The organism is Spiribacter roseus, assembly GCF_002813635.1.
GTDB lineage: Bacteria > Pseudomonadota > Gammaproteobacteria > Nitrococcales > Nitrococcaceae > Spiribacter > Spiribacter roseus.
This window is the reverse complement of sequence record NZ_CP016382.1, coordinates 1,840,659-1,862,719: the sequence shown is the minus strand read 5'-3', so window position 1 is coordinate 1,862,719 and position 22,061 is coordinate 1,840,659. Positions and strand designations below refer to the sequence as shown.

Annotated in this window: 23 protein-coding genes and 1 tRNA gene; 14 read left to right on the top strand and 10 right to left on the bottom strand. The window is 67.5% G+C overall.

Annotation, left to right across the window (positions count from 1 at the left end):
- Entirely contained in the window at nt 1-1,344 is a 1,344-nt protein-coding gene (gene accC / locus BBH56_RS09190; RefSeq protein ID WP_148122640.1) for an acetyl-CoA carboxylase biotin carboxylase subunit, read from the top strand.
- A gap of 4 nt (nt 1,345-1,348) precedes the next feature.
- Here the strand turns inward: accC and BBH56_RS09185 are convergent, their stop codons facing one another.
- A complete protein-coding gene (locus BBH56_RS09185; RefSeq protein WP_235012740.1) occupies nt 1,349-2,143 on the bottom strand; it encodes a sulfite exporter TauE/SafE family protein in 795 nt (264 codons plus the stop codon).
- A gap of 89 nt (nt 2,144-2,232) precedes the next feature.
- Between BBH56_RS09185 and BBH56_RS09180 the strand changes: the two genes are divergently transcribed.
- Both BBH56_RS09180 and BBH56_RS09175 read left to right on the top strand, forming a co-directional pair.
- Nucleotides 2,233-3,198 (top strand): complex I NDUFA9 subunit family protein, encoded by a 966-nt coding sequence (locus BBH56_RS09180; RefSeq protein ID WP_148122639.1) that lies wholly within the window; start codon nt 2,233-2,235, stop codon nt 3,196-3,198.
- Nucleotides 3,195-4,436 carry a multifunctional CCA addition/repair protein gene (locus BBH56_RS09175; protein ID WP_148122638.1) on the top strand — a complete coding sequence of 414 codons (1,242 nt, stop codon included), beginning with the start codon at nt 3,195-3,197 and terminating at the stop codon, nt 4,434-4,436. Before BBH56_RS09180 ends, BBH56_RS09175 begins: the two co-directional genes overlap by 4 nt.
- Here BBH56_RS09175 and BBH56_RS09170 read toward each other — a convergent pair.
- From BBH56_RS09170 to folB, 5 genes are read right to left on the bottom strand one after another with little or no spacing between them, the layout of a single operon-like run.
- The gene (locus tag BBH56_RS09170) at nt 4,408-5,223 is read right to left on the bottom strand and encodes an undecaprenyl-diphosphate phosphatase (protein WP_148122637.1); all 816 of its coding nucleotides are present in this window, start codon (nt 5,221-5,223) and stop codon (nt 4,408-4,410) included. The genes BBH56_RS09175 and BBH56_RS09170 overlap by 29 nt on opposite strands.
- Nucleotides 5,224-5,913, bottom strand: a complete 690-nt coding sequence (locus BBH56_RS09165; RefSeq protein WP_148122636.1) for an adenylate/guanylate cyclase domain-containing protein — start codon at nt 5,911-5,913, stop codon at nt 5,224-5,226.
- A 51-nt stretch (nt 5,914-5,964) separates the two neighbouring features.
- On the bottom strand, nt 5,965-7,173 hold the full coding sequence (locus tag BBH56_RS09160) for a class I SAM-dependent methyltransferase (RefSeq protein ID WP_148122635.1): 1,209 nt from the start codon (nt 7,171-7,173) through the stop codon (nt 5,965-5,967).
- A gap of 2 nt (nt 7,174-7,175) precedes the next feature.
- Nucleotides 7,176-7,676: a 2-amino-4-hydroxy-6-hydroxymethyldihydropteridine diphosphokinase gene (folK, locus tag BBH56_RS09155; protein ID WP_110882285.1), complete on the bottom strand. Its 501-nt coding sequence runs from the start codon at nt 7,674-7,676 to the stop codon at nt 7,176-7,178.
- Nucleotides 7,673-8,035 (bottom strand): dihydroneopterin aldolase, encoded by a 363-nt coding sequence (gene folB, locus BBH56_RS09150; protein WP_110882284.1) that lies wholly within the window; start codon nt 8,033-8,035, stop codon nt 7,673-7,675. Before folB ends, folK begins: the two co-directional genes overlap by 4 nt.
- An 80-nt stretch (nt 8,036-8,115) precedes the next feature.
- Between folB and plsY the strand changes: the two genes are divergently transcribed.
- Complete coding sequence (plsY, locus tag BBH56_RS09145; RefSeq protein ID WP_148122634.1) at nt 8,116-8,703, top strand: glycerol-3-phosphate 1-O-acyltransferase PlsY; 588 nt, start codon at nt 8,116-8,118, stop codon at nt 8,701-8,703.
- Here plsY and tsaD read toward each other — a convergent pair.
- Nucleotides 8,700-9,722, bottom strand: coding sequence for a tRNA (adenosine(37)-N6)-threonylcarbamoyltransferase complex transferase subunit TsaD (tsaD, locus tag BBH56_RS09140; RefSeq protein WP_148122633.1), 1,023 nt, complete (start codon nt 9,720-9,722; stop codon nt 8,700-8,702). The genes plsY and tsaD overlap by 4 nt on opposite strands.
- Nucleotides 9,723-9,839: 117 nt before the next feature.
- Between tsaD and rpsU the strand changes: the two genes are divergently transcribed.
- The 8 genes from rpsU to arsH all read left to right on the top strand — a co-directional run bounded on the left by rpsU (nt 9,840) and on the right by arsH (nt 16,018).
- Nucleotides 9,840-10,055: a 30S ribosomal protein S21 gene (gene rpsU, locus BBH56_RS09135; protein ID WP_110882281.1), complete on the top strand. Its 216-nt coding sequence runs from the start codon at nt 9,840-9,842 to the stop codon at nt 10,053-10,055.
- Between the two features lie 5 nt (nt 10,056-10,060).
- Entirely contained in the window at nt 10,061-10,516 is a 456-nt protein-coding gene (locus BBH56_RS09130; protein WP_404828067.1) for a GatB/YqeY domain-containing protein, read from the top strand.
- A 45-nt stretch (nt 10,517-10,561) separates the two neighbouring features.
- A complete protein-coding gene (gene dnaG / locus BBH56_RS09125; protein ID WP_148122632.1) occupies nt 10,562-12,304 on the top strand; it encodes a DNA primase in 1,743 nt (580 codons plus the stop codon).
- 102 nt (nt 12,305-12,406) lie between these two features.
- Nucleotides 12,407-14,263, top strand: a complete 1,857-nt coding sequence (gene rpoD / locus BBH56_RS09120) for an RNA polymerase sigma factor RpoD (protein ID WP_110882278.1) — start codon at nt 12,407-12,409, stop codon at nt 14,261-14,263.
- Between the two features lie 15 nt (nt 14,264-14,278).
- Nucleotides 14,279-14,354, top strand: a tRNA-Ile gene (locus BBH56_RS09115).
- 62 nt (nt 14,355-14,416) lie between these two features.
- Entirely contained in the window at nt 14,417-14,944 is a 528-nt protein-coding gene (locus BBH56_RS09110; protein WP_148122631.1) for an arsenate reductase ArsC, read from the top strand.
- Nucleotides 14,916-15,287: a metalloregulator ArsR/SmtB family transcription factor gene (locus BBH56_RS09105; RefSeq protein ID WP_318262545.1), complete on the top strand. Its 372-nt coding sequence runs from the start codon at nt 14,916-14,918 to the stop codon at nt 15,285-15,287. Before BBH56_RS09110 ends, BBH56_RS09105 begins: the two co-directional genes overlap by 29 nt.
- A 17-nt stretch (nt 15,288-15,304) precedes the next feature.
- Complete coding sequence (gene arsH, locus BBH56_RS09100; RefSeq protein WP_148122629.1) at nt 15,305-16,018, top strand: arsenical resistance protein ArsH; 714 nt, start codon at nt 15,305-15,307, stop codon at nt 16,016-16,018.
- 52 nt (nt 16,019-16,070) lie between these two features.
- On the opposite strand, the gene aceA is transcribed toward arsH, so the two are convergent.
- Nucleotides 16,071-17,360 (bottom strand): isocitrate lyase, encoded by a 1,290-nt coding sequence (aceA, locus tag BBH56_RS09095; protein WP_148122628.1) that lies wholly within the window; start codon nt 17,358-17,360, stop codon nt 16,071-16,073.
- Between the two features lie 114 nt (nt 17,361-17,474).
- Here aceA and BBH56_RS09090 point away from each other — a divergent pair, with 114 nt between their 5' ends.
- The gene (locus BBH56_RS09090; RefSeq protein WP_110882273.1) at nt 17,475-18,428 is read left to right on the top strand and encodes a LysR family transcriptional regulator; all 954 of its coding nucleotides are present in this window, start codon (nt 17,475-17,477) and stop codon (nt 18,426-18,428) included.
- On the opposite strand, the gene BBH56_RS09085 is transcribed toward BBH56_RS09090, so the two are convergent.
- Entirely contained in the window at nt 18,425-19,744 is a 1,320-nt protein-coding gene (locus BBH56_RS09085; RefSeq protein ID WP_148122627.1) for an OmpA family protein, read from the bottom strand. The genes BBH56_RS09090 and BBH56_RS09085 overlap by 4 nt on opposite strands.
- Before the next feature lie 7 nt (nt 19,745-19,751).
- Nucleotides 19,752-20,897 carry a flagellar motor protein MotA gene (locus tag BBH56_RS09080; RefSeq protein ID WP_148122626.1) on the bottom strand — a complete coding sequence of 382 codons (1,146 nt, stop codon included), beginning with the start codon at nt 20,895-20,897 and terminating at the stop codon, nt 19,752-19,754.
- Between the two features lie 122 nt (nt 20,898-21,019).
- Here BBH56_RS09080 and BBH56_RS09075 point away from each other — a divergent pair, with 122 nt between their 5' ends.
- Entirely contained in the window at nt 21,020-22,057 is a 1,038-nt protein-coding gene (locus BBH56_RS09075) for an AI-2E family transporter (RefSeq protein WP_318262543.1), read from the top strand.
- Nucleotides 22,058-22,061 lie beyond the last annotated feature (4 nt).

The window sequence follows — 22,061 nt, the reverse complement described above, 5'->3', positions numbered from 1 at the left end:
ATGATCGACAAGGTCCTCATCGCCAACCGCGGGGAAATCGCCCTGCGCATCCTGCGCGCCTGCCGGGCACTCGGCATTGGCACAGTCGCGGTCCACTCCACCGCCGACCGCGATCTCAAGCACGTGCGCCTGGCCGACGAGTCGGTGTGCATCGGCGCGGCCAGCTCGGCGGAGAGCTATCTGAACATCCCCGCCATCATCAGCGCCGCAGAGCTCACCGACGCGGTGGCCATCCACCCCGGCTACGGCTTTCTGTCGGAGAACGCCGACTTTGCCGAGCGTGTCGAGCAGTCCGGGTTCCGGTTCATCGGCCCGCGCCCCGAGACCATTCGCCTGATGGGCGACAAGGTCTCGGCCATTGAATCCATGAAGGCCGCGGGCGTGCCCTGCGTGCCCGGCTCGGATGGCGAACTGGGCGACGACGACGCCGAGAACCTGCGCCTGGCCCACGACATCGGCTTTCCGGTAATCATCAAGGCCGCGGCCGGCGGTGGCGGTCGGGGCATGCGCGTGGTCCACAGTGAAGGCGGGCTGCTGCATGCCATCGCCATGACCCGTACCGAGGCCAGCAACGCCTTTGGCAGCAGCACGGTGTACATGGAGAAATACCTGGACAATCCCCGCCATATCGAAATCCAGGTCATGGCGGATGAGTCCGGTCATGCGGTGCACCTGGGCGAGCGCGACTGCTCGATGCAGCGCCGCCATCAGAAGGTCATCGAGGAAAGCCCCGCGCCGGGCATCAGTGACGACGAGCGGGCCGCCATTGGCGAGCGCTGCGCCCGCGCCTGCGAGCGTCTGGGCTATCGCGGCGCGGGGACGTTCGAGTTCCTCTACCAGGACGGCGAGTTCTACTTCATCGAGATGAACACCCGCATCCAGGTCGAGCACCCCGTGACGGAAATGGTGACCGGCCGCGACCTGGTGGCCGAGCAGATCCTGATCGCCGGAGGCGCGCCGCTGTCCTTCGCCCAGTCCGACATCGAGTTCCGCGGCCACGCCATCGAGTGCCGGATCAATGCCGAGGACCCGGTGCGGTTCGTCCCCTCACCGGGTCAGATCACCGTCTACCACGCCCCCGGCGGCCCCGGCGTGCGGGTGGACTCGCATGTCTACAGTGGCTATCACGTGCCCCCCCACTACGACTCCATGATCGGCAAGGTCATCACCTGGGGGGCCGATCGACCGAGCGCCATCGCCCGCATGCGCACGGCGCTGAGCGAGCTGGTGATTGAGGGCATCACCGATAACACCGCCCTGCACGAGGACCTGCTCACCGACCGCGGCTTCGAGGAAGGGGGCACCAACATCCACTACCTCGAGCACAAGCTCGGGCTGTCATAAGGGCTCAGCCCGACAGCAGCAGCCGCAGCCCGACGATCACCAGAAAGCCGGCAAAGATCCGCCGCAGCCAGACCGCCGGGATGCGGCTCGCGACCCGCGCGCCCACGGGGGCGAGGAACACGCTGGCCACGGTGATCCCGCCCACCGCCGGCCAGTAGATATAACCGGTGCTCAGCGCTGGCAGGCGATCCTCGCCGGTGCCGGCGACAATGAAGCCGATGCTGCCGGCCAGCGCGATGCTCACCCCCGCCGCCGCCGATGTGCCCACCGCCTGACGCATGGCCACCCCCGACCAGACCAGAAACGGCACCACCAGTGTCCCACCGCCGATCCCCACCAGGCTCGACAGGGTGCCGATCACGCCCCCCACCGCCGCCACCGCGGCCGGCCGTGGCATGATCCGGCCCGGCGGAGGTTCCAGCGCAAACGCCATGCGCGCCGCCAGGGCGAGCACGAACAGCGCAAAGATGATCCGCAGGATATCGCCGGACAGGGCCGCCGCCAGCTGGGCGCCGATCAATGCCCCGGTGACCAGGCCCGCCACCAGCCACGGCAGCGCCGAGACCACCAGGTTGCCCAGCCGCCAGTGGGCGCGGGCCGAGGACAGGCCGGTGATGACGATGGTCGCCAGCGAGCTGCCCACCGCCATGTGCATGGCCACATCCATGCTCAGCCCCTGGGCCTGGAAGATCGGCAGGAGCATGGGCACCACAATCACGCCGCCGCCGATGCCGAACAGGCCCGAGACAAACCCGACCACCGCACCAGCGGCGACGTAGATGAGCAGCGACAGCACCATGACCTCATTCCAGCGCGTGCAAACCGACAGTATGTCATTTGCTCTACAATGGGTGCATCGACAAGCCAATCAGGGAGAGCGCGGCAATCATGCGCATCCAGACTGTCTGCATCCTCGGCGGCACCGGATTCGTCGGTCGCCAGATCGCCAACCGCCTCGCCAACACCCCCATTCACATCAAGGTGCTGACGCGCCGCCGCGAGCGCAATCGCCACCTGCTGCCCATCCCCAATCTCGAGCTGGTGGAGACCGATATCCACGACGCGCAGCAGCTCGCCGCACAGCTCGAGGGGGTGGATGCCGTCATCAACCTGGTGGCGATCCTCAACGAGTCGAAAAAGCCCGGTCGCGATTTCGAGACCGTGCACGTCCGGCTGGTCGAAAAGCTGCTCGAGGCCTGCCACACGGCCGGCGTCAAGCGCCTGCTGCACATGAGCGCGCTGGGCGCCGACATCGATGGGCCCAGCCGCTATCAGCAGACCAAGGGCGAGGGCGAGCGCCTGGCGCTGGCCGCCAATGGCGATGAACTGGCGGTGACGGTGTTCAAGCCCTCGGTGGTCTTCGGCCCCGCCGACAGCTTTCTCAACACCTTCGCCGGTCTGCTCAGGATGGCGCCGGTGATGCCGCTGCCCACGCCCGAGGCCAAATTCCAGCCGGTCTACGTTGATGATGTGGCGGCGGCTTTTGAGACCGCCCTCAGCGACCGCCGGACCTTTGGCAGGACCTACGAGCTGGGCGGCCCGACGGTGTACTCGCTGAAAACGCTGGTCCGTTATGTGGCCGAGCTGCTGGGCGTCCGGCGCGCCATCGTCGGGCTGCCCGACGGGCTGTCACGGCTGCAGGGCCGGATCATGCAGCGGGTGCCCGGCCAGCCCTACACCTACGACAACTACCTGTCCGCCCAGGTGGACAACGTCTGCAGTCACAACGCCCTGCCCGATCTGGGCATCCACCCGACCGCCCTCGAGGCGGTGGCGCCGGGCTATCTGGGCGGTCAGAAATCCCGGGACCGCTACGACGAGTGGCGCCGCGATGCGGGGCGTCACTCCGAGTGACCACGGCCGGCCTCGAAGTCTACGAAGTGGGCGGGGCCGTTCGCGACCGCCTGCTCGGCCTGCCGGTGCACGAACATGACTGGGTGGTGGTCGGGGCCAGCCCCGAGGCCATGACCGAACGCGGCTTCGAGCCGGTGGGCCGCGAGTTTCCGGTGTTCCTGCACCCGCACACCCACGAGGAATACGCCCTGGCGCGCACCGAGCGCAAGACCGGCCCCGGCTATCACGGGTTCACCTTTCATGCCGATCCCGACGTCAGTCTGGCCGCGGATCTGGGGCGCCGCGACCTGACCATCAACGCCATGGCCCGGGCGCCGGACGGCAGCCTGATCGATCCCTTCCATGGCTACGACGACCTCAAGGCCCGACGGATGCGGCATGTCTCGCCGGCGTTTCGCGAGGACCCGGTGCGGATCCTGCGGCTGGCCCGGTTTGCCGCCCGCCTGGCGCCGCTGGGTTTCGAGGTGGCCGACGAAACGCTGAGCCTGTGCCGCGGGATGGTCGCCAATGGCGAAGTCGAGGCGCTGGTCCCCGAGCGGGTCTGGCAGGAAACCGCCAAGGCGCTGATGGCCCCGGCACCGGATGAGTACATCCGCCTTCTGCGCGACTGCGGGGCGCTGGCGGTGCTGATGCCCGAGGTGGACTGCCTGTTCGGCATCCCCCAACCGGCCCGGCATCACCCGGAAATCGACACCGGCGACCATATCCTGCGGGTGCTGGCCCAGGCGGTGCGGCTGGATGCCGACCTGGCCACGCGCTTCTCGGCGCTGGTCCACGATCTGGGTAAGGGCGTGACCCCGGCCGAACAGCTGCCCGGGCACCGTGGTCACGAGGCGCGCGGCGTCCCACTGGTCAAGACACTCTGCGAACGACTCCGGGTGCCGTCGGCGTGCCGTGATCTCGCCCTCGGCGTCACCCGCCATCACCTGGACTGCCACCGGGTACAGGCGCTGGCGGCCGATGACGTGCTGGCGCTGATGGAGGGGCTGGACCTGTTCCGACGGCCCGAGCGGCTGGATCCGTTCCTGCTCGCCTGCGAGGCGGACTACCGCGGCCGCAAGGGGCTTGAGGACCGGCCCTATCCGCAGGCCGAGTGGCTGCGCACCGCATTCGCCCGCTGCCGCGAGGTGGATGCCTCGACGTTCGTGGAGGCGGGACTCAGCGGACCGGCCATCGGCCGCGCCATCCGCGGCGCCCGCATCGAGGTCATTACCCGGCTGCAGGCCCAGCGCCGCTGAACATCACCAGCAGCACCCCACCCAGCACCAGCCGGTAGATGACGAATGGCGTCATGCCAAGCCGCGCGACCAGCGCCAGAAACACCCGAATGCACAGATAGGCCGAGACCCCCGAAACCAGGGCGCCAAAACCGAACACCCCCCAGTTCACCGGCCCGTCGGCGGCGCCCAGCTGCAGCGCCTTCCACGCGCCCGCCAGGGCGATGGCCGGCATCGACAGCAGGAATGAGAAGCGCGCCGCCGCCGTCGCCTCCAGCCCCAGCCACAGTCCCGCGGTCATGGTGATGCCGGAGCGTGACGTCCCCGGAATGATCGCGAGGACCTGGGCGGCGCCGATGAACAGTGCGGCCCCCGGACCGATGCTGTGCTCATCGCGCGGACCGGCACGACGCGCGGCGACCCACAGCAGGACGCCGAAGCCGATGGTCGCGGTGGCGATCACCCGCGGGTCGCGGAATACGCCCTCGGCGGCGTCCGCCAGGATCAGCGCACCGGCCACCAGCGGCAGCGTGCCGATGATCAGCGCCCAGCCCAGACGGCTTTCCCCCACCGGCTGGCGGCGCCAGACCGAGACCAGCGTATCCCCCACCAGCGGTCCCACCTGGCGGCGGAAATGCAGCATCACCGCCAGCAGCGTGCCGACATGGACGGCCACATCAAACGCCAGCCCCTGGTCGGGCCAGCCCAGGAGTCGCGGCACGAGAATCAGATGCGCCGAACTGGAAATGGGCAGAAATTCGGTCAGGCCCTGGATCAGGCCCAGCCAGAGTGCCTGGACAAGGTCCATTCAGGCGCGCCTCGATCGATAGACCGGCGCCACCGGATCCATGTCCCGCCGCAGCCGACTGACCGGCACCGGCGCGAAATGCCGGGCGATGTCGGCGCTGACCCCTTCTCGGATGCGATTGCTGATCATCAGCTCCCTTCCCCACGCAAATCCCGCCAGCCGCGCCGCGCGGTTGACCGTATCGCCAATCGACGTATAGGTGCGCCGCGTCTCCGCCCCCAGAGTACCCATGGCCACATGCCCCCGGTGCAGACCGGCACCGATGGGCATGACCGTCGCCTCGGGGCAGCGTAGAACCGGCAGGGCCCGTGCCACCACCTCGAGGGCGCAGCGGCAGGCGTTTTCCTCCATCCCGCTGCCGTCGAAAACCGCCATCAGTCCGTCGCCGGTAAAGTTATCGACATAGCCGTTGTAGTATTCGATCAATCGGATCTGGCGGCCGATACAGGCATCAACGGTGCGAAACAGGGCATCCAGATCGATGGTCGGCGAGAGATCGGTAAACCCCCGGATATCGGTGAAAAGGATACACACATCGGCACTGTGGGGGGACTGGAGGCGGCGCTGGGCGGCAGGACCGGCATCAAGCAGTTCGCGGACCGGGCGCGAGAGATACGACGAGAACCAGGCATTGCCCCGGGGGCCCGGGAGATCTACAAGTCGGTATCGATAGGGGCCGGGGGAGTCCATTCCGTTCTCCGGTATCTAATTGTGATTGACCGCCGTTTATTTAGTACTAAATTAATTTCCTTTTGGTGACAAGCGCGCCCGATGGTCGGCAAAGGAAAAGCCCGGCAGTGGCGCCGCCATGCCACGCCCCAGGCCCAGCACCTTGAAGCGCTCGCCGAGCTCGTCGGGAAAGATCAGCGGCTTGGCGCTCTGCGCCAGCTCGGCCGCCCGGTCAGAGTCTTCGCCGGCCTGCGCCTGAAGCACCTCGGTCAATCCGGCCCCGGTCAGGAAGTTGCCCTGGGTGGCGAAGCCCAGCAGGTCCAGCCCCGCATCGAGGCCGGCGTCCGCCACGGCGGTGAAATCCACCGAGGCGGTGATGTCCTGCAGCCCCGGCCAGAAAAACGGATCGTCGTGGGCGCGATGGCGGTAGTGACATAGCAGCGTGCCGGTGGCGCGCTGGGGGTGATAGTACTCGGCCCGGGGGTAGCCATAGTCGATGAGGAACGCCGCGCCGGCCGCCAGCAGCTCGCCCAGTTCGGCCACCCAGGGGGCCAGCGACGGGCACCATTCCGAGCAGTAGCCCGCCGGCAGCCGCTCGCCAATGGCCGCCTCAATGCCGGCGACGGCGGCCTGCAGCTCGTCGTCGGCGGGACGGGTCTGCCACGCCAGCGCGCCGTCCCCGTCATGCCCCACCGCCAGGCAGTCCACCCCCGTGGCGGTGCGCTGGAAGCGCCGCACCGGCAGGGCATCCATCACTTCGTTGGCCAGCACCACACCCCGGATCGGCGTCGCCGGCAGTCGCTCGAGCCAGGTCACCCGATCACGCAGATCCGGATCAAGGGCCTCCAGCGTGCGGGCCTGTTCGGCACGGAGGTCGGCGCTGACCTCGATGATCAGATACCGCGCCGGCCGTGCGTCGGCCGCCGCCAGCGCCTCGAGCAGATCCGCCGCCATGCGGCCGGTTCCGGCGCCGAACTCGAGCACGGTATCGCCGTCGACCGCCTCGAGGGTGCGCTGGACCTCGCGCGCCAGCGTCCAGGCGAACAGCGGCGACATGAGCGGTGCGGTGGTGAAGTCGCCCCCCGGCCCGAAACGGGTCTGCCCGGCGCTGTAATAGCCCAGACCCGGCGCGTACAGGGCCAGCGCCATATACTCGGCAAAGTCCATCCGCCCGCCGGCCATGGCAATCGCGGCATCGATCCGCTCGCGCAGTTCGGCGCTGTGCCGCGCCGCGGCCGCATCCGGCGCCGGCGGTGCCTCGGGGCCATCACGCCGGGCCATGATCAGCCGCCGTTTTCGGTGGAAAGGTCGAGCGCGATCGGCTTCAACCCATCGTCATCCTCGAACGACGCCCAGATATCGGCGTAGCGCCGGCCATCCAGCGGGTGGCGTTCATCCGGTGCGATATCCACCAGGGGCTTGAGCACGAACGCATATTTGAGGATTTCGTCACGCGGCAGGATCGGGACATCGTCGCGGATGATGTTGCCCAGCGTAAGCAGGTCGATGTCCAGCGTCCGGGCACTGAAGCGCCGGTCGGTCCGCTGCCGGCCTTGCTCGGTCTCGATCTCGCGGCAGGCCGCGGCCAGCTGATCGACGGCGGTATCGGTGTCGAGCCCCACCACCAGGTTGTAGAAGTCGTCGCCGTCAAAGCCGACGGCACGGGTCTGGTAGACCGGCGAGAGCGTCAGCGGCCCGAAGCGCTCGTTCAGTGCGGCGACCGCGGCGCGGACATGGCGCTCGGGTTCGATGTTGCTGCCGATGCTCAGATAGGCACGATTCATGGGACCTCTGATTGGCTTCGGGTGATACGGACACCCACGTTCCGAGCCGCCGGGACCGCCCCGGGCTTGCGCAGGGTCAGCTCAACCCGGGCGATCCGGCCGTCTTCGAGCACCACACCGGCCAGCCGATCCGCCAGGGTCTCGATGAGCTGGCAGTCGGAGGCCGCCGCGGACTGGGTCAGCCGGTCGCTGAGGGCGGCGTAATCCACCGCCGCATCGATGGCATCGGTGGCAGCGGCCTGCGTGGTGTCCACCGCCAGGTCCAGATCCAGCTCAAGGCGCTGGGCGAAGGCCCGCTCCCAGGCATGGACGCCGATCACGGCGCGCAGCGAGAGTGCCTCGAGGAACACAGTATCCATAACGGCCGGAGCATTTCATGTCGCCGCGGCCAGCACAAGGCCCGCTTGACCCGGCCCCCGGCAGCCGATGGAATACCGCCATGATCGACGCTGCCCTTGTCATCCTCGGCTATCTGGCCGGCTCCGTGTCCACCGGCGTGCTGGTGGCCCGACTGCTTGGCCTGGGCGATCCACGCCACGACGGCAGCGGCAATCCGGGGGCCACCAACGTGCTGCGTCTGGGCGGCCGCCCCGCGGCGCTGGCCACGCTGCTTGGCGATGCGTTGAAGGGCGTGGTGCCGGTGCTCATCGCACAGGCGCTGGAACTGCCCGGCATCACCGTGGCGAGCGTCGGCGGCGCGGCCTTCCTGGGGCATCTGTACCCGGTGTTCTTCGGGTTTCAGGGCGGCAAGGGCATTGCCACGGGCCTGGGCATTTTCATCGCCGCCGCGTGGCCGGCGGGCCTGGCAGTGGCACTGACCTGGGCGGTCGTGGCGGGGCTTGCCCGGATGTCGTCACTGGCGGCGCTGGTCAGCTTTGCACTGGCGCCGGCCTATTTCCTGCTCATCACCCCGGCACCCGCGCTGGCCGTAATGGCCGCGGGGATGGCGCTGCTCACCGCCTGGCGGCATCGGGGCAATATCCGGCGCATCGCCAACGGCACCGAACCGCGCATCGGCCAGCGCTAGTCGGCGGCCGCCGGCGGGCGCAGCTCGTCAAGCGGCCACCGCGGGCGCACATCGGCCCCGTCACCGCTGCGCTCGCCGGCGGCGAGCCGGCAGTGCCCGGCGTAGGCGATCATCGCGCCGTTGTCGGTGCAGAACGCCAGCCGCGGGAAGGCCACCGCCGCGCCCTCGGCGGCGGCCACCGAACGCAGCCGCCCGCGCAGCGCCTGGTTGGCACCCACACCGCCGGCCACCACCAGATGGCCGGCACCGGTCGCCTGAAGCGCCCGCCGCACCTTGATGGCGAACGTCTCCACCACGGCATCCTGGAAGGCCCGGGCGACGGTCTCGCGCGGGATCGGCGGATCGGCGTCGCGCACGGCATTGAGCACGGCGGTCTTCAGTCCGCTGAAGCTGAAGTCGAACCCCGGCCGGTCGGTCATGGGCCGCGGAAAGCGCAGCGATCCCGCCTCACCCCCGCCGGCCAGTGCCTCGAGCTGTGGCCCGCCCGGATAGGGCAGCCCCAGCAGCTTGGCGGTCTTGTCAAAGGCCTCGCCCGCCGCATCATCCAGCGACTCGCCCAGAATCCGGTAGCGACCCAGGCCGGTCACCTCGACCAGCAGGGTATGACCGCCCGAGACCAGCAGCGCGACAAACGGGAAACCCGGGGGATCGGCCTCGAGCATGGGCGCCAGCAGGTGCGCCTCCATGTGATGGACCCCCAGCACCGGACGCTCGAGCGCCCAGCCGAGACTCTCCGCCACCGCCGCGCCCACCAGCAGCGCCCCGGCCAGCCCCGGCCCGCGGGTGTAGGCCACGCCATCGATGTCAGCGGGCCGCAGCCCCGCCTCGGCCAGGCAGTCCTCGACCAGCGGCAGCACGCGACGGATGTGATCGCGCGAGGCAAGCTCGGGCACCACGCCGCCATAGCGGGCATGGGTGGCTGCCTGGCTGTGCAGTCGATGGGCCACCAACCCGGCTTTGTCCGAATAAAGGGCAATGCCGGTCTCGTCGCAGGAGGTCTCGATGCCCAGGGTGATCATCGCTCGCCCCGGGCGCTGGGTTTTTGCAATCGCTGGTCTCTCCGCTTAGACTGTAGGGCTGAATCCAAGTCCCTTGATTCTACGTCGTTTACAGCAACACGGTAAGGTTAGAGCACTATGCCGAACGTCAAGGTTCGCGAGAATGAGCCCTTCGAGGTGGCACTGCGCCGCTTCAAGCGCTCCTGCGAGAAGGCCGGTGTACTCTCGGAAGTACGTCGCCGCGAGCATTATGAAAAGCCCACCCAGGAGCGCAAGCGCAAGCAGGCAGCGGCGGTCAAGCGGCATGCCAAGCGCGTACAGCGCGAGAACCAGCGCGGTCAGCGCCTCTACTGAGGGGCATCCGCACAGTGAGTGAACTCGGCACGCAGCTGTCCGATGCCGTCAAGGCGGCGATGCGCGCGGGCGACAAGCCGCGCCTCGGCACGCTGCGCATGATCAGCGCCGCGATCAAGCAAAAGGAAGTCGACGAGCGTCGCACTCTCGACGATGCCGACGTGCTCGCGATCCTCGATAAAATGGTCAAGCAGCGGCGCGAATCCATCGAGCAGTACGAGGCGGCCGGGCGCGCCGAGCTGGCCGCCGCCGAAAAGGCCGAAATCGAGGTCATCGGCGAGTTTCTGCCCAAGGCCCTCGACGAGGCCGAGATCGATGCCCGGGTGGCCGCCGCCATCGAACAGACCGCGGCCGAGTCCGTGCGTGACATGGGCCGGGTCATGGCGGTACTCAAACCGCAGATGCAGGGGCGGGCCGACATGAGCGCGGTCAGCGCCCGCGTCAAGCAGCACCTGGCCTGAGCACCCCGCCCCCGACGGCGGGCGCTTTGCCGTAGACTGGCAGCCATGGCCGGCCGAATCCCCGATTCCTTCATCGACGAGCTGCTCGCCCGCATCGACATCGCCGATGTGGTGGGCGAGCGTGTCCAGCTCAAGCGCTCGGGCAGCAACCAGATGGGCCTGTGCCCGTTCCATGGCGAGAAGACCCCGTCGTTCACCGTCAGCACCGACAAGCAGTTCTATCACTGCTTCGGCTGCGGCGCCCACGGCAGTGCGATCCGCTTTCTCATGGAATACGACCGCCTGGATTTTCGAGAGGCGGTCGCCCAGCTCGCCCAGATGGCCGGCATGGAAATGCCCGAGAACACCGCCGATGCGGGCGTCCAGAATAATCATGCCCCGCTGTTCGCCGTGCTCGAGCGTGCCGATCGGTCGTACCAGCAGTGGCTGCGCCAACACCCGCAGCGCCAGCGCGCCATCGACTATCTGCAGAAACGCGGGCTGAGCGGCGAGATCGCCCGGCGCTTTGGGATCGGCTTCGCGCCACCGGGCTGGGACAACCTGCTCGGGCGGCTCGGCGCGGCCGACGAGCTCAAGCAGGCCGGGCTGGTGATCGAGCGTGACGGCGGACGGGTCTATGACCGGTTCCGCGACCGGATCATGTTCCCGATCCGCGATCGCCGCGGCCGCACGGTGGGCTTCGGCGGCCGGGTGCTCGACGACGGCGAGCCGAAATACCTCAACTCGCCCGAAACGCCGGTGTTCCACAAGGGCGAGTCGCTCTATGGGCTCTACGAGGTGCTGCAGGCCGACCGCCAGCCCGCCGACATCGTCGTGGTCGAGGGCTACATGGACGTGGTCGCGCTGGCCCAGCACGGCCTGCCGCGGGCGGTCGCCACCCTGGGCACCGCCACCTCGACACGCCAGGTGGAACGGCTGCTGAAGACCACGGGCGACATCATCTTCTGCTTTGACGGCGACAGTGCCGGGCGGCAGGCCGCCTGGCGGGCGCTGGAAAACGCCCTGCCCACCATGCGCCAGGGCCGACAGATCCGTTTTCTGTTCCTGCCGGACGGCGAAGACCCCGACAGCCTGGTGCGCAGCCATGGCCGCGAGGGTTTCGAGGCCCAGCTGCAGCACGCGACCCCGCTGTCGGATTACCTGATCGAGCGGCTAGAGGCGGATACCGACATGCAGAGCATGGATGGCCGGGCGCGGTTTGTTGAAAAGGCCCTGCCGCTGCTCCAGCGCCTGCCCCCGGATGTCTACCGGCATATGCTCTGTGAGCGGGTGGCCGGGCTGGCACGCCTCGAAACCGATTACCTCGAGGGGGTGGTGGATGGCCGCGAAACACTCACCCGGGACCAGCGCGCCCGGCGACGCGAGCCGGTGGCCGTGGACAACGCCGGCGTCCGACGCACCCCGGTGCGCCTCGCCATAGCGCTGCTGCTGGAATCCCCGGCGCTGGCGCAGGGCGTCGACGACCTGGATGCACTCAGGCGGCTGAATGACCTGCCGGGGCTGCCGCTGCTGGTGGATATGCTTGAACTCGCCCGGCAGGACCCCCATCTCAACTCCAGTGCGATACTTGAGCGGTTTCGGGACAGCGAGCACGAGGGCGCCCTCTGGAAGCTCGCCACCTGGAATCACCTGGTACCGGCCGAAGGCCTGGAGGCGGAATTCGGCGACGCCATGGCGCAGATCCGCCGCATTGCGGTGGAGCGACGCCTGACGCAGCTCAACGAACGCCTCCAGGCAGGCACCCTCACGACCGATGAATGGTCGGAGTGGATACGACTCAAACAATAGGGACGCAATCGCCGACGGGATTGTAGATTAGCCAGTCAATGCTAATATACGCTGTTATGCATTAATTGCGTCCCTCCGACACAACTCCAGCATCGGTAGTCTATGGCAAGCCAGGATCAGCAATCCCAGATTCGCGAACTCATTGCCCGCGGCAAAGAGCAGGGATACCTCACCTATGCGGAGGTCAACGATCATCTGCCCGACGATATCGTCGAGCCCGAGCAGATCGAAGACATCATCAGCATGATCAACGACATGGGGATCCCGGTCCACGAGACCGCGCCCGATGCCGACACCCTGATGCTCAGCGACAGCGCCGTGTCCACCGACGAGGACGAGGCCGAAGAGGCCGCGGCGGCACTCGCGGCGGTGGATGCGGAGTTCGGTCGCACCACGGACCCGGTCCGCATGTACATGCGTGAGATGGGAACCGTGGAGCTGCTCACCCGCGAGGGCGAGATCGAGCTGGCCAAGCGCATCGAAGACGGGCTCGATCAGGTCCTGCGTGCGCTGTCGGGCTACCCCGAGTCATCGCGCACCATGGTGGCCCTGCACAAGGGGATCCAGAACGGCGAACTGCGCCTGGCCGAAGTGGTGGCCGGGTTCCGCAACGTCAGCGAGCTGGTCGATAACGTCCCCGAGGTTGTCGCCCGCCATCAGGCGCAGGCCGACGAGGCCGCCCGCGAGGCGGAGGCCCGCGAAGCGGAAGCCGAGGATGACGAAGAGGTGGCGGCGCCGGAGACCGGCCCCGATCCCGAGCGCGCGGCTGAGATCTTCGACCGCATCGAGGTGCTGCACGCCGAGCTGGTGGAAACCCTCGAGCGCGACGGCTCGGACAGCCCCCGGGTCGGCGAGATCCGCGAGGAAATGACCGGCCTGTTCCTGGCCATCAAGTTCGTGCCCAAGGTCATCGATGGGCTGGCAGCCAACCTGCGCAAGGCGGTCGAAGGCGTGCGCGCCGGCGAGCGCGAGGTCATGCGCGTGGCCACCAAGCAGGGCGGGATGCCGCGCAAGGACTTCATCGCCAGCTTTCCGGGGCACGAGACCGACACCGGCTGGGTCGATCAGGTCGTCGCCGAGGGCAAGAAGTACAGCAAGCAGATGGCCGAGTGCCGCGAGGCACTGATCGAACAGCAGTCGGAGCTGATCCGCATCCGCGAGCTCACCGGCCTGCCGCCGGCGGAGATCAAGGAAATCAACCGCCGCATGTCCATCGGCGAGGCCCGCGCCCGCCGGGCCAAAAAGGAGATGGTCGAGGCCAACCTGCGGCTGGTGATCTCCATCGCCAAGAAGTACACCAACCGGGGGCTGCAGTTCCTGGACCTGATCCAGGAAGGCAACATCGGACTCATGAAGGCGGTGGACAAGTTCGAATACCGCCGTGGCTACAAGTTCTCCACCTATGCCACCTGGTGGATCCGTCAGGCCATCACCCGCTCGATCGCGGACCAGGCCCGCACCATCCGCATCCCGGTCCACATGATCGAGACCATCAACAAGCTCAACCGGGTGTCCCGGCAGATGCTCCAGGAAATGGGCCGTGAGCCCTACCCCGAGGAGCTCGCCGAGCGCATGGAAATGCCCGAGGACAAGGTGCGCAAAGTGCTCAAGATCGCCAAGGAGCCGATCTCGATGGAGACGCCCATCGGCGACGACGAGGACTCGCACCTGGGCGACTTCATCGAGGACACCTCGGTCATGTCCCCGGTGGACTCGGCAACCCGCGAGGGGCTGCGCGAGTCGGTGCGCGAGATACTTGGCGGACTGACGCCGCGCGAGGCCAAGGTGCTGCGCATGCGGTTCGGCATCGACATGAACACCGACCACACCCTTGAGGAAGTCGGCAAGCAGTTCGACGTCACCCGCGAGCGTATCCGCCAGATCGAGGCCAAGGCCCTGCGCAAGCTGCGCCATCCGACCCGTTCGGACAACCTGCGCGGTTTCCTCGACGAGCAGTAGCCTCCCGCCGGTTGCGGGCCCATAGCTCAATGGTCAGAGCAGAGGACTCATAATCCTTTGGTTCCAGGTTCGAATCCTGGTGGGCCCACCATTTGATAGCGCACATGCGTATATCCGTATATACTGGCCCCTCATTGATGAGGGAGCTCCACCATGGCGCATTACAACGTACTGTTCCTGTGCACCGGCAACTCGGCCCGCAGCATCATCGCCGAGGCACTGCTGAACAGAATGGGCAATGGCCGCTTTACCGCCTACAGCGCGGGCAGCATGGCCACCGGCACCGTCAACCCACTGGCCCTGCAGGTGCTCGAGCGCATGGACCTGCCCACCGAAGGCCTTTACAGCAAGAACTGGGATGTTTTTGCCGGCGACGATGCCCCGACCATGGACTTCATTTTCACCGTCTGTGACCAGGCTGCGGCTGAACCCTGCCCGGTCTGGCCCGGTCAACCCATGACCGCGCACTGGGGGCTGCCGGATCCGGCCGCGGTCGAGGGCACCGAGGAAGAGCGGCTGCGGGCGTTCCGCGACACGGCGGCGGCCCTGCGGCGGCGGCTCGGCCTGCTCATGAATCTTCCCATGGAGTCGCTGGATCGGCTTAAACTGGCCCATGCCCTCGAAGACATCGGCCACAGCCAGGAGACCGACCATGATGGAAGCGATCGCGCCGTCGACTGATACCGGCATCGACCCGGTCCGGGTGTTTCGCCTGCTGGGCGACGAGACCCGGCTGCGGGCCGCCCTGCTGATGCACCAGCACGGTGAGCTGTGCGTCTGCGAACTGACCGATGCCATCGACGTCAGTCAGCCCAAGATGTCCCGGCACCTGGGGCATCTGCGCGACGTGGGCCTGGTGGCCACCCGCCGCAGCGGCCAGTGGGTGCATTATGCCCTGCGACCGGACCTGCCGGCGTGGCTGCGGAGCACATTCACCGCCCTGGCGGGCGAGCCGCCGTTTGCGGACGATCTGACCCGGCTGCGCCGTGCCATGGCCCAACACCGCGATCACTGCGAGCAATAGACGAAGAGACGCTGCGGATGAGTGAGGACACCCTCCCCAACCTGGACGAAGGGGCATTTGCGCCCATCGACGGGCAACAGCTGTTTGCGACGGCTGATGAGCGGCCACCCCGGATACTGCTGCTCTATGGCTCGCTGCGCGAGCGCTCGTTCAGCCGCCTGTGTGCCGAGGAAGGCGCCCGGGTGCTGCGCCGACTTGGCGCTGAAACCCGCATTTTCAATCCCTCGGGCCTGCCGTTGCCGGACGATGCTGACGCCGATCACCCCAAGGTCCAGGAACTGCGCGATCTGGCGACCGAATGCGACGGCTTTGTCTGGAGCTCGCCCGAGCGCCATGGCGCGATGACCGGCATCATGAAAGCCCAGATCGACTGGATCCCGCTGAACATGGGCGGCGTCCGCCCCACCCAGGGCAAGACCCTGGCGGTGATGCAGGTCTGCGGCGGGTCGCAGAGCTTCAACGCCGTCAATCAGCTGCGCCTGCTGGGGCGCTGGATGCGCCTGATCACCATCCCCAACCAGTCGTCGGTGCCCAAGGCGTTCATGGAGTTCGACGACGACGACCGCATGAAGCCCTCGCCTTACTACAACCGCATCGTCGATGTGATGGAAGAGCTGGTGAAGTTCACGCGGCTGACCCGGGACCGTCGGGACTATCTTGTCGACCGGTACTCCGAGCGGGTCGAGAGCGCCGAGGCCGTCTCAGCCCGGGTCAACCAGCGGTCGCTGTAAAAAAACGGGGGCCGAAGCCCCCGCAAAGTCAGTGGGTGGCGATCATCCCCACTTACTGACCGCTGAACTGATCCTCTTCGGTGGAACCGGTCATCGCCGTCACCGAGGAGACACCGCCCTGGATGGTCTGGGTGACCTGATCGAAGTAACCGGCCCCCACCTCGCGCTGATGGCGGGTGGCGGTGTAGCCATTGGGCTCGGCCGCGAACTCGGCCTCCTGCAGCTCGGAGTAGGCCGCCATCTGACGGCTCTTGTAGCCGCGCGCCAGCTCGAACATCGAGTAGTTCAGGCTGTGGAAGCCGGCCAGCGTGATGAACTGGAACTTGTACCCCATGGCCGCCAGCTCGTTCTGGAAACTCGCGATGGTCTTCTCGTCGAGCTTGCCGCGCCAGTTGAATGACGGCGAGCAGTTGTACGCCAGCATGGTGTTGGGGTGCTCTTTCTTGATCGCCTCGGCAAACCGCCTGGCAAAGGCCAGATCCGGGGTGCCGGTCTCGCACCAGATCAGGTCGGCGTACGGCGCATAGGCCAGCCCGCGGCTGATGGCCTGATCCTCGCCCGCATGGGTGCGGAAAAAGCCCTCGACGGTCCGCTCGCCGGTGATATGCGGGGCGTCGTAGGGGTCGACGTCCGAGGTGATCAGATCAGCGGCGAGGGCATCGGTCCGGGCCACCAGCAGGGTCGGCGCATCCATGGTGTCCGCCGCCAGACGCGCGGCCACCAGCTTCTGGACCGCTTCCTGGGTGGGCACGAGCACCTTGCCGCCCATGTGGCCGCACTTTTTCACCGATGCCAGCTGATCCTCGAAGTGCACGCCCGAGGCGCCCGCCCGGATCATGCCCTTCATCAGCTCGAAGGCATTCAGCACGCCGCCGAAGCCGGCCTCGGCATCGGCCACGATGGGCTGCATCCAGTCGATGCTGTCATCACCCTCGGCATGATGGATTTCGTCGGCCCGCAGCAGGGTGTTGTTGATGCGGTCGACCACCGACGGCACCGAGTCCGCCGGGTACAGCGACTGGTCGGGATACATGGTGCTGCCCAGGTTGGCGTCGGCGGCCACCTGCCAGCCGGACAGATAGATCGCCTTGAGCCCGGCCTTGACCTGCTGCATGGCCTGGTTGCCGGTGAGCGCACCCAGTGCGTTCACATAGTCCATCTCGCCGTCATGCAGGTAGCGCCAGAGCTTTTCCGCGCCCATGGTCGCCAGGCTGTACTCCACCGGAACGGTGCCACGCAGGCGCACCACTTCGGAGGCCGGGTAGGGCCGCTTGACGTCCGCCCAGCGGGGGTTTTCCTGCCAGTCTTTCTCGATCTCTGCCGCTGTTTTCAATGTTTTCATCGCTCTCGCTTCCTCCTGACCGAAACGGTTCCCCAAGGGTATGCGGCGTTGCACCATTGCACAAGGTAATGTAGATAATACAAACCATCGGAATAACTAATGATGAGGGGCTCCATGCCGCGCTCGACCGACGTGCCCGCGCATTTCCGTCAGGACCGCCTCCGCCAGCTGCGCGCCTTCTGCCTGACCGCCGAGGCGGGTAGCATCTCGCGGGCGGCGGAGCGGCTCGCGGTCACCCAGCCCTCGGTCTCCGTGCAGATCCAGGCCCTCGAGCGCGAGCTGGGCATCACCCTGCTTGAGCGTCGTGGTCCGCGCATCCGCCTGACCCCCGACGGCGAAGCCCTCCATGCCGAGGCCCATCAGCTGGTCGAGGCCATCGATGGGCTGGCCGGCCGATTCAGCGAGGGCAATCGCCCCCTCGACAGCGGTCGACTGGATATCGGTGCCGGCGAGTCATCCACGCTCTATCTGCTGCCCCCCATCCTCGAGCCTTTCATGGCCGAGTACCCCCACGTCGAGGTGCGTCTGCATCACCTGTCGGTGGGTGAGCTCATGGAGGCGCTGCGCCAGGATCGTGTCGACTTCGCCGTGGGCGCCATCCTGGATATGCCCGACGAGCTCCGCTACCGGGCCATCTATGCCTACGGGCTGTCGCTGATCACCCCGCCGGATCATCCGCTGGCGCGGCGTGACGTGATCACCATGCGCGACTTGGCCGGTCAGGACTACATCACCCCGCCCCGGGAGATGACCACCTGGCGGCTGATCGATCTGGTCTTCCAGCAGCATGCGGTGCGCTATCGGGTGCGACTTGAGGTGGGCAGCTGGGAGGCGGTGAAACGCTACGTGGGCCTCGGCTTTGGCATTGCCATCGTGAGCAATGTCTGCCTGACCGAGGCCACTTCGGATGTCGCGGTGCGCCCGCTACCGGCGGTCTTCCCCAAGCGCACCTACGGGGCGATGTCGCGGCGCGGGCGGTTTCTGTCGCCCCAGGCGAGGCGTTTTCTGGAGATGATGCGCCCGGACTTTTTCGACGCCGAGGATCTGCCCACGGGACTGCGCGGCTAGCGGTTGCTCAGGCGCAGCTCGATGCGCCGGTTGCGGGCCAGATCCTCAGGGTCGTCCCCCTCGACCAGGGGCTGATACTCGCCGTACCCCACCGCGGCCAGCCGCTCGGGCGGGATCCCCTGATCGATCAGAAAGTAGAGGATGGACTGGGCCCGGGCGGTGGACAGCTCCCAGTTGGAGGGGAACTCCGGCGTGCTGATGGGCCGCCGGTCGGTGTGGCCCTCCACCTGCAGCACCCAGTCGATTTCGGGCGGGATGCGCTCGGCGATGCGATTCAGCGTCCGGGCCACCTGCTCGAGGCGCGCCTCGCCCCGTGGGCCGATCTCCGCCGAGGCGGTATCGAAGAACAACTCCGACTGGAAGCGGAATCGGTCACCGACGATCTCGATTTCCTCGACATCGCCCAGCACCTCGCGCAGCCGACCGAGGAACTCGGAGCGGTAGTCGGAAAGCTCCTCGACCTCGCGGGCCAGCTCGACATTGAGCCGCTCCACCAGGGTGTCGATGCGGGCCTGCTGCTCGGCCACCGTGTCCTGCTCGATCTCCAGCGACTCGGCCAGACTGCTGATCTGCTCACGCAGGGCCCGGACCTGGCGTCGCAGCGACTCGACCCGCGCCTCGGCATCGGCGGTCAGCTCCTGCTGGTCATCAAGGGCGTTCTGCCGGTCCTCGATCTCGGCGACCAGGTCACGGATACGCAGGTCGCGTGTCTCGATTTTCTCCTGGGCAAGGCGGGTGCGCTCCTGCTCGTCCGCCAGCCGGGCCCGGAGTTCGCGATTGCGGTCGCGCAGGGCGCCCACCTCGCTGCGGGTGTCCTCGAGGCTCGACTCGGTCTGCTCGAGGCTGGCGGCCAGTTCGCTCACCCGCGATTCGAGGTCGTCGCGCACCGACCTGAGCGCCGAGATGTCCTGCTGCAGCGAGGCGATCTCCATCAGGCTGGCTTCAAGATCGGCCTCCCCGACACGGACCTGCTCTCGGGCCGCTTCCAGCTCCTCGCGGGTCAACTGGAGGGCGTCGCGGGCCTCGTCACGCTGGGCGAGCGTGGCATGCAGCTCCTCGTACAGACCCGAGACCTGCTCTTCAAGCCGGTCGCGCTCACGGCGCTCCATGGACAGCGTCTCGGCCATCTCAGAGAGCTCGGCACGCAGCGATTCGAGGGCCTGGTTGCGGTCCGAGAGTTGGGTGCTCAGATACAGCTGTGAGACCACAAAAAGCAGCAGAACGAATACGAAGGCCAACAGCACCGCCGCCAGCGCATCGACGAACCCCGGCCAGATATTGACCGACGAGCGATTGCCGCGATTGCCCCCGCGCATCCGGCGATCAGCCCCGATCGTTGCCGTTGAGGTGCGAGACGGTGCGCGTCAGCAGCCGGATCTCGTCGCGCAGTTCGGTCATCAGACGCTCGCGATCGGTGACCATTTCCTGGCGCATGTCCTGCAGCCCCTGGGCCATGGCGCGCAGCTGCTCGGTCTGTTCGCTGTCCTGGATGCCCCGGGACTCGCTGACATCGGCCAGTCGACCGAGCACGCCCTGCAGCTCGGACTGGGTGCGCGTGAGGCCGATCAACCCACGCTGCTCGCTGTGTGACTGCTCCGCCAGCCGCGAGACCTCTTCGGTCAGCTCGATGATGCGCGCATCGACATTGCGACGCTCCTCGTCGCCCCGCGCCATGATCCGCTGGAGCTTATCGAGGCTGTCGGCGGTGTTCTCGAGCAGGGCCTGGATGTAGGCGGGCACCGAGCCCTCGCCGTCACCCCCCATCGCCCCGCTGGACAACCGGGTCTGACCCGACAGCCACTCCTCGAGGTCGTTATAGAAGCGGTTCTGGGCGTGGGACGCCTGCAGGTCGACGAACCCCAGCACCAGCGAGCTGGCCAGACCGAACAGCGACGAGCTGAACGCCGTGCCCATGCCCGTGAGCGGTGCCTGCAGGCCGTCACGCAGCTCGGTGAAGATCTGCCCGGCGTTGGCGCCGTCGATGCGCAGGTTGGTGATCACGCCCCCCACGGCGCGCAGCGTATCGAGCAGCCCCCAGAACGTGCCGAGCAGGCCGAGGAAGACCAGCAGGCCGATCAGATAGCGCGATATATCGCGGGATTCATCGAGCCGTGTACGGATGCCGTCGAGCACGGTGCGCATGGAGGTGGCGGACAGGCTGAACCGGTCGCCGCGGCGGCCGGTGAGCATACGCGCCATGGAGCCCAGCAGACGGCTGTTGGGCAGCGCCGGTGCATCGCCCTCCTCGGACTGGCGAAAGCGCCCGACCCAGTCGACCTCGGGCTTGAGCACCAGTACCTGGCGGCAGTCGATCACCAGCCCGACGAACAGCACGCTGAGGATCATGCCGTTGAAGACCGGGTTGGCCATGAAGGCATCGGTCAGTGGCTCGAGCAGCAGACCGCAGACGGCCGCGACGGCCGCCAGAAAAATAACGATCCAGATCAGGACGCGATTGGGATTGCGCACACCATTCCCCCCTGGTTGGGTCTTCGCCTGTGGGGCACACCTTACCGTGATTTCGTCCCCGATGGACCCCCGTGGCTGCGTTGACCGCCGCGGTTCGCTATCCTCGGCCCATGAACGATGCGATGCGCATTTACCGGAGCGGCCTCGGCCTGGCGCTGCTGGTACTCACCGGGTTGATGGTGTACTGGCTGCAGCCGATCCTGACGCCGTTTCTGGCCGGGGCGCTGCTGGCCTACCTGGGCAACCCGCTGGCCTCGCGCCTGCAGCGGCTGGGTCTCAACCGCACGCTGTCGGTCAGCCTGGTGTTTCTGGCGCTGGCGGCGGTCGCCGTGGCAGTGGTGCTGATGCTCATCCCGCTGGTGGGCAGCCAGCTGGGGATGCTGCGCAGCCAGATGCCGGCCATGATCGAATGGGCCCAGACCCAGGCGCTGCCCGCGATCGAGCAGGCCCTGGGGGTCGACGCCTCGGTCATCGACCTGAACGTCGTCCGCGATGCCCTGTCCAGCCACTGGCAGTCCACCAGTAGCATCGCCGCCGGTATCGTCCAGCGCATCACCCAGTCCGGATTCGCCCTGGCCGGCGCGCTGGCGAGTCTGGCCCTGGTACCGGTGGTGGCTTTCTATCTGCTCCGCGACTGGGACCGTGTCCTTGCCGCCAGCCTGGCGCTGATCCCCGCCCGCTGGCGCGACACGGTGGCGGGCCTGGGGCGCGAGTGCGACGAGGTGGTGGGGGCCTTTCTGCGCGGCCAGCTGCTGGTCATGATCTGCCTGGGCATCTTCTACGCCGCCGGCCTGTGGCTGGTGGGCGTGCAGCTGGGCCTGCTGATCGGGCTGCTCTCAGGTCTGGCGGCGGTGGTCCCCTATCTGGGATTCATCGTGGGGATCGCGGCGGCGACACTGGCCACGCTGTTCCAGTTCAACGACTGGCTGATACCGCTGCTACTGGTGTGGGTGGTCTATGGCGCCGGCCAGGTCCTCGAATCGGCGGTGTTCACGCCACTGTTCGTGGGTGACCGGATCGGTCTGCATCCGGTCATCGTGATTTTCGCGGTGCTGGCCGGCGGCCAGCTGTTCGGGTTTGCCGGCGTGCTCCTCGCCCTGCCCATCGCTGCCGTGGTCGCCGTGCTGCTCCGCCATGCGCATGCCTTTGTGACGGGATAGACCG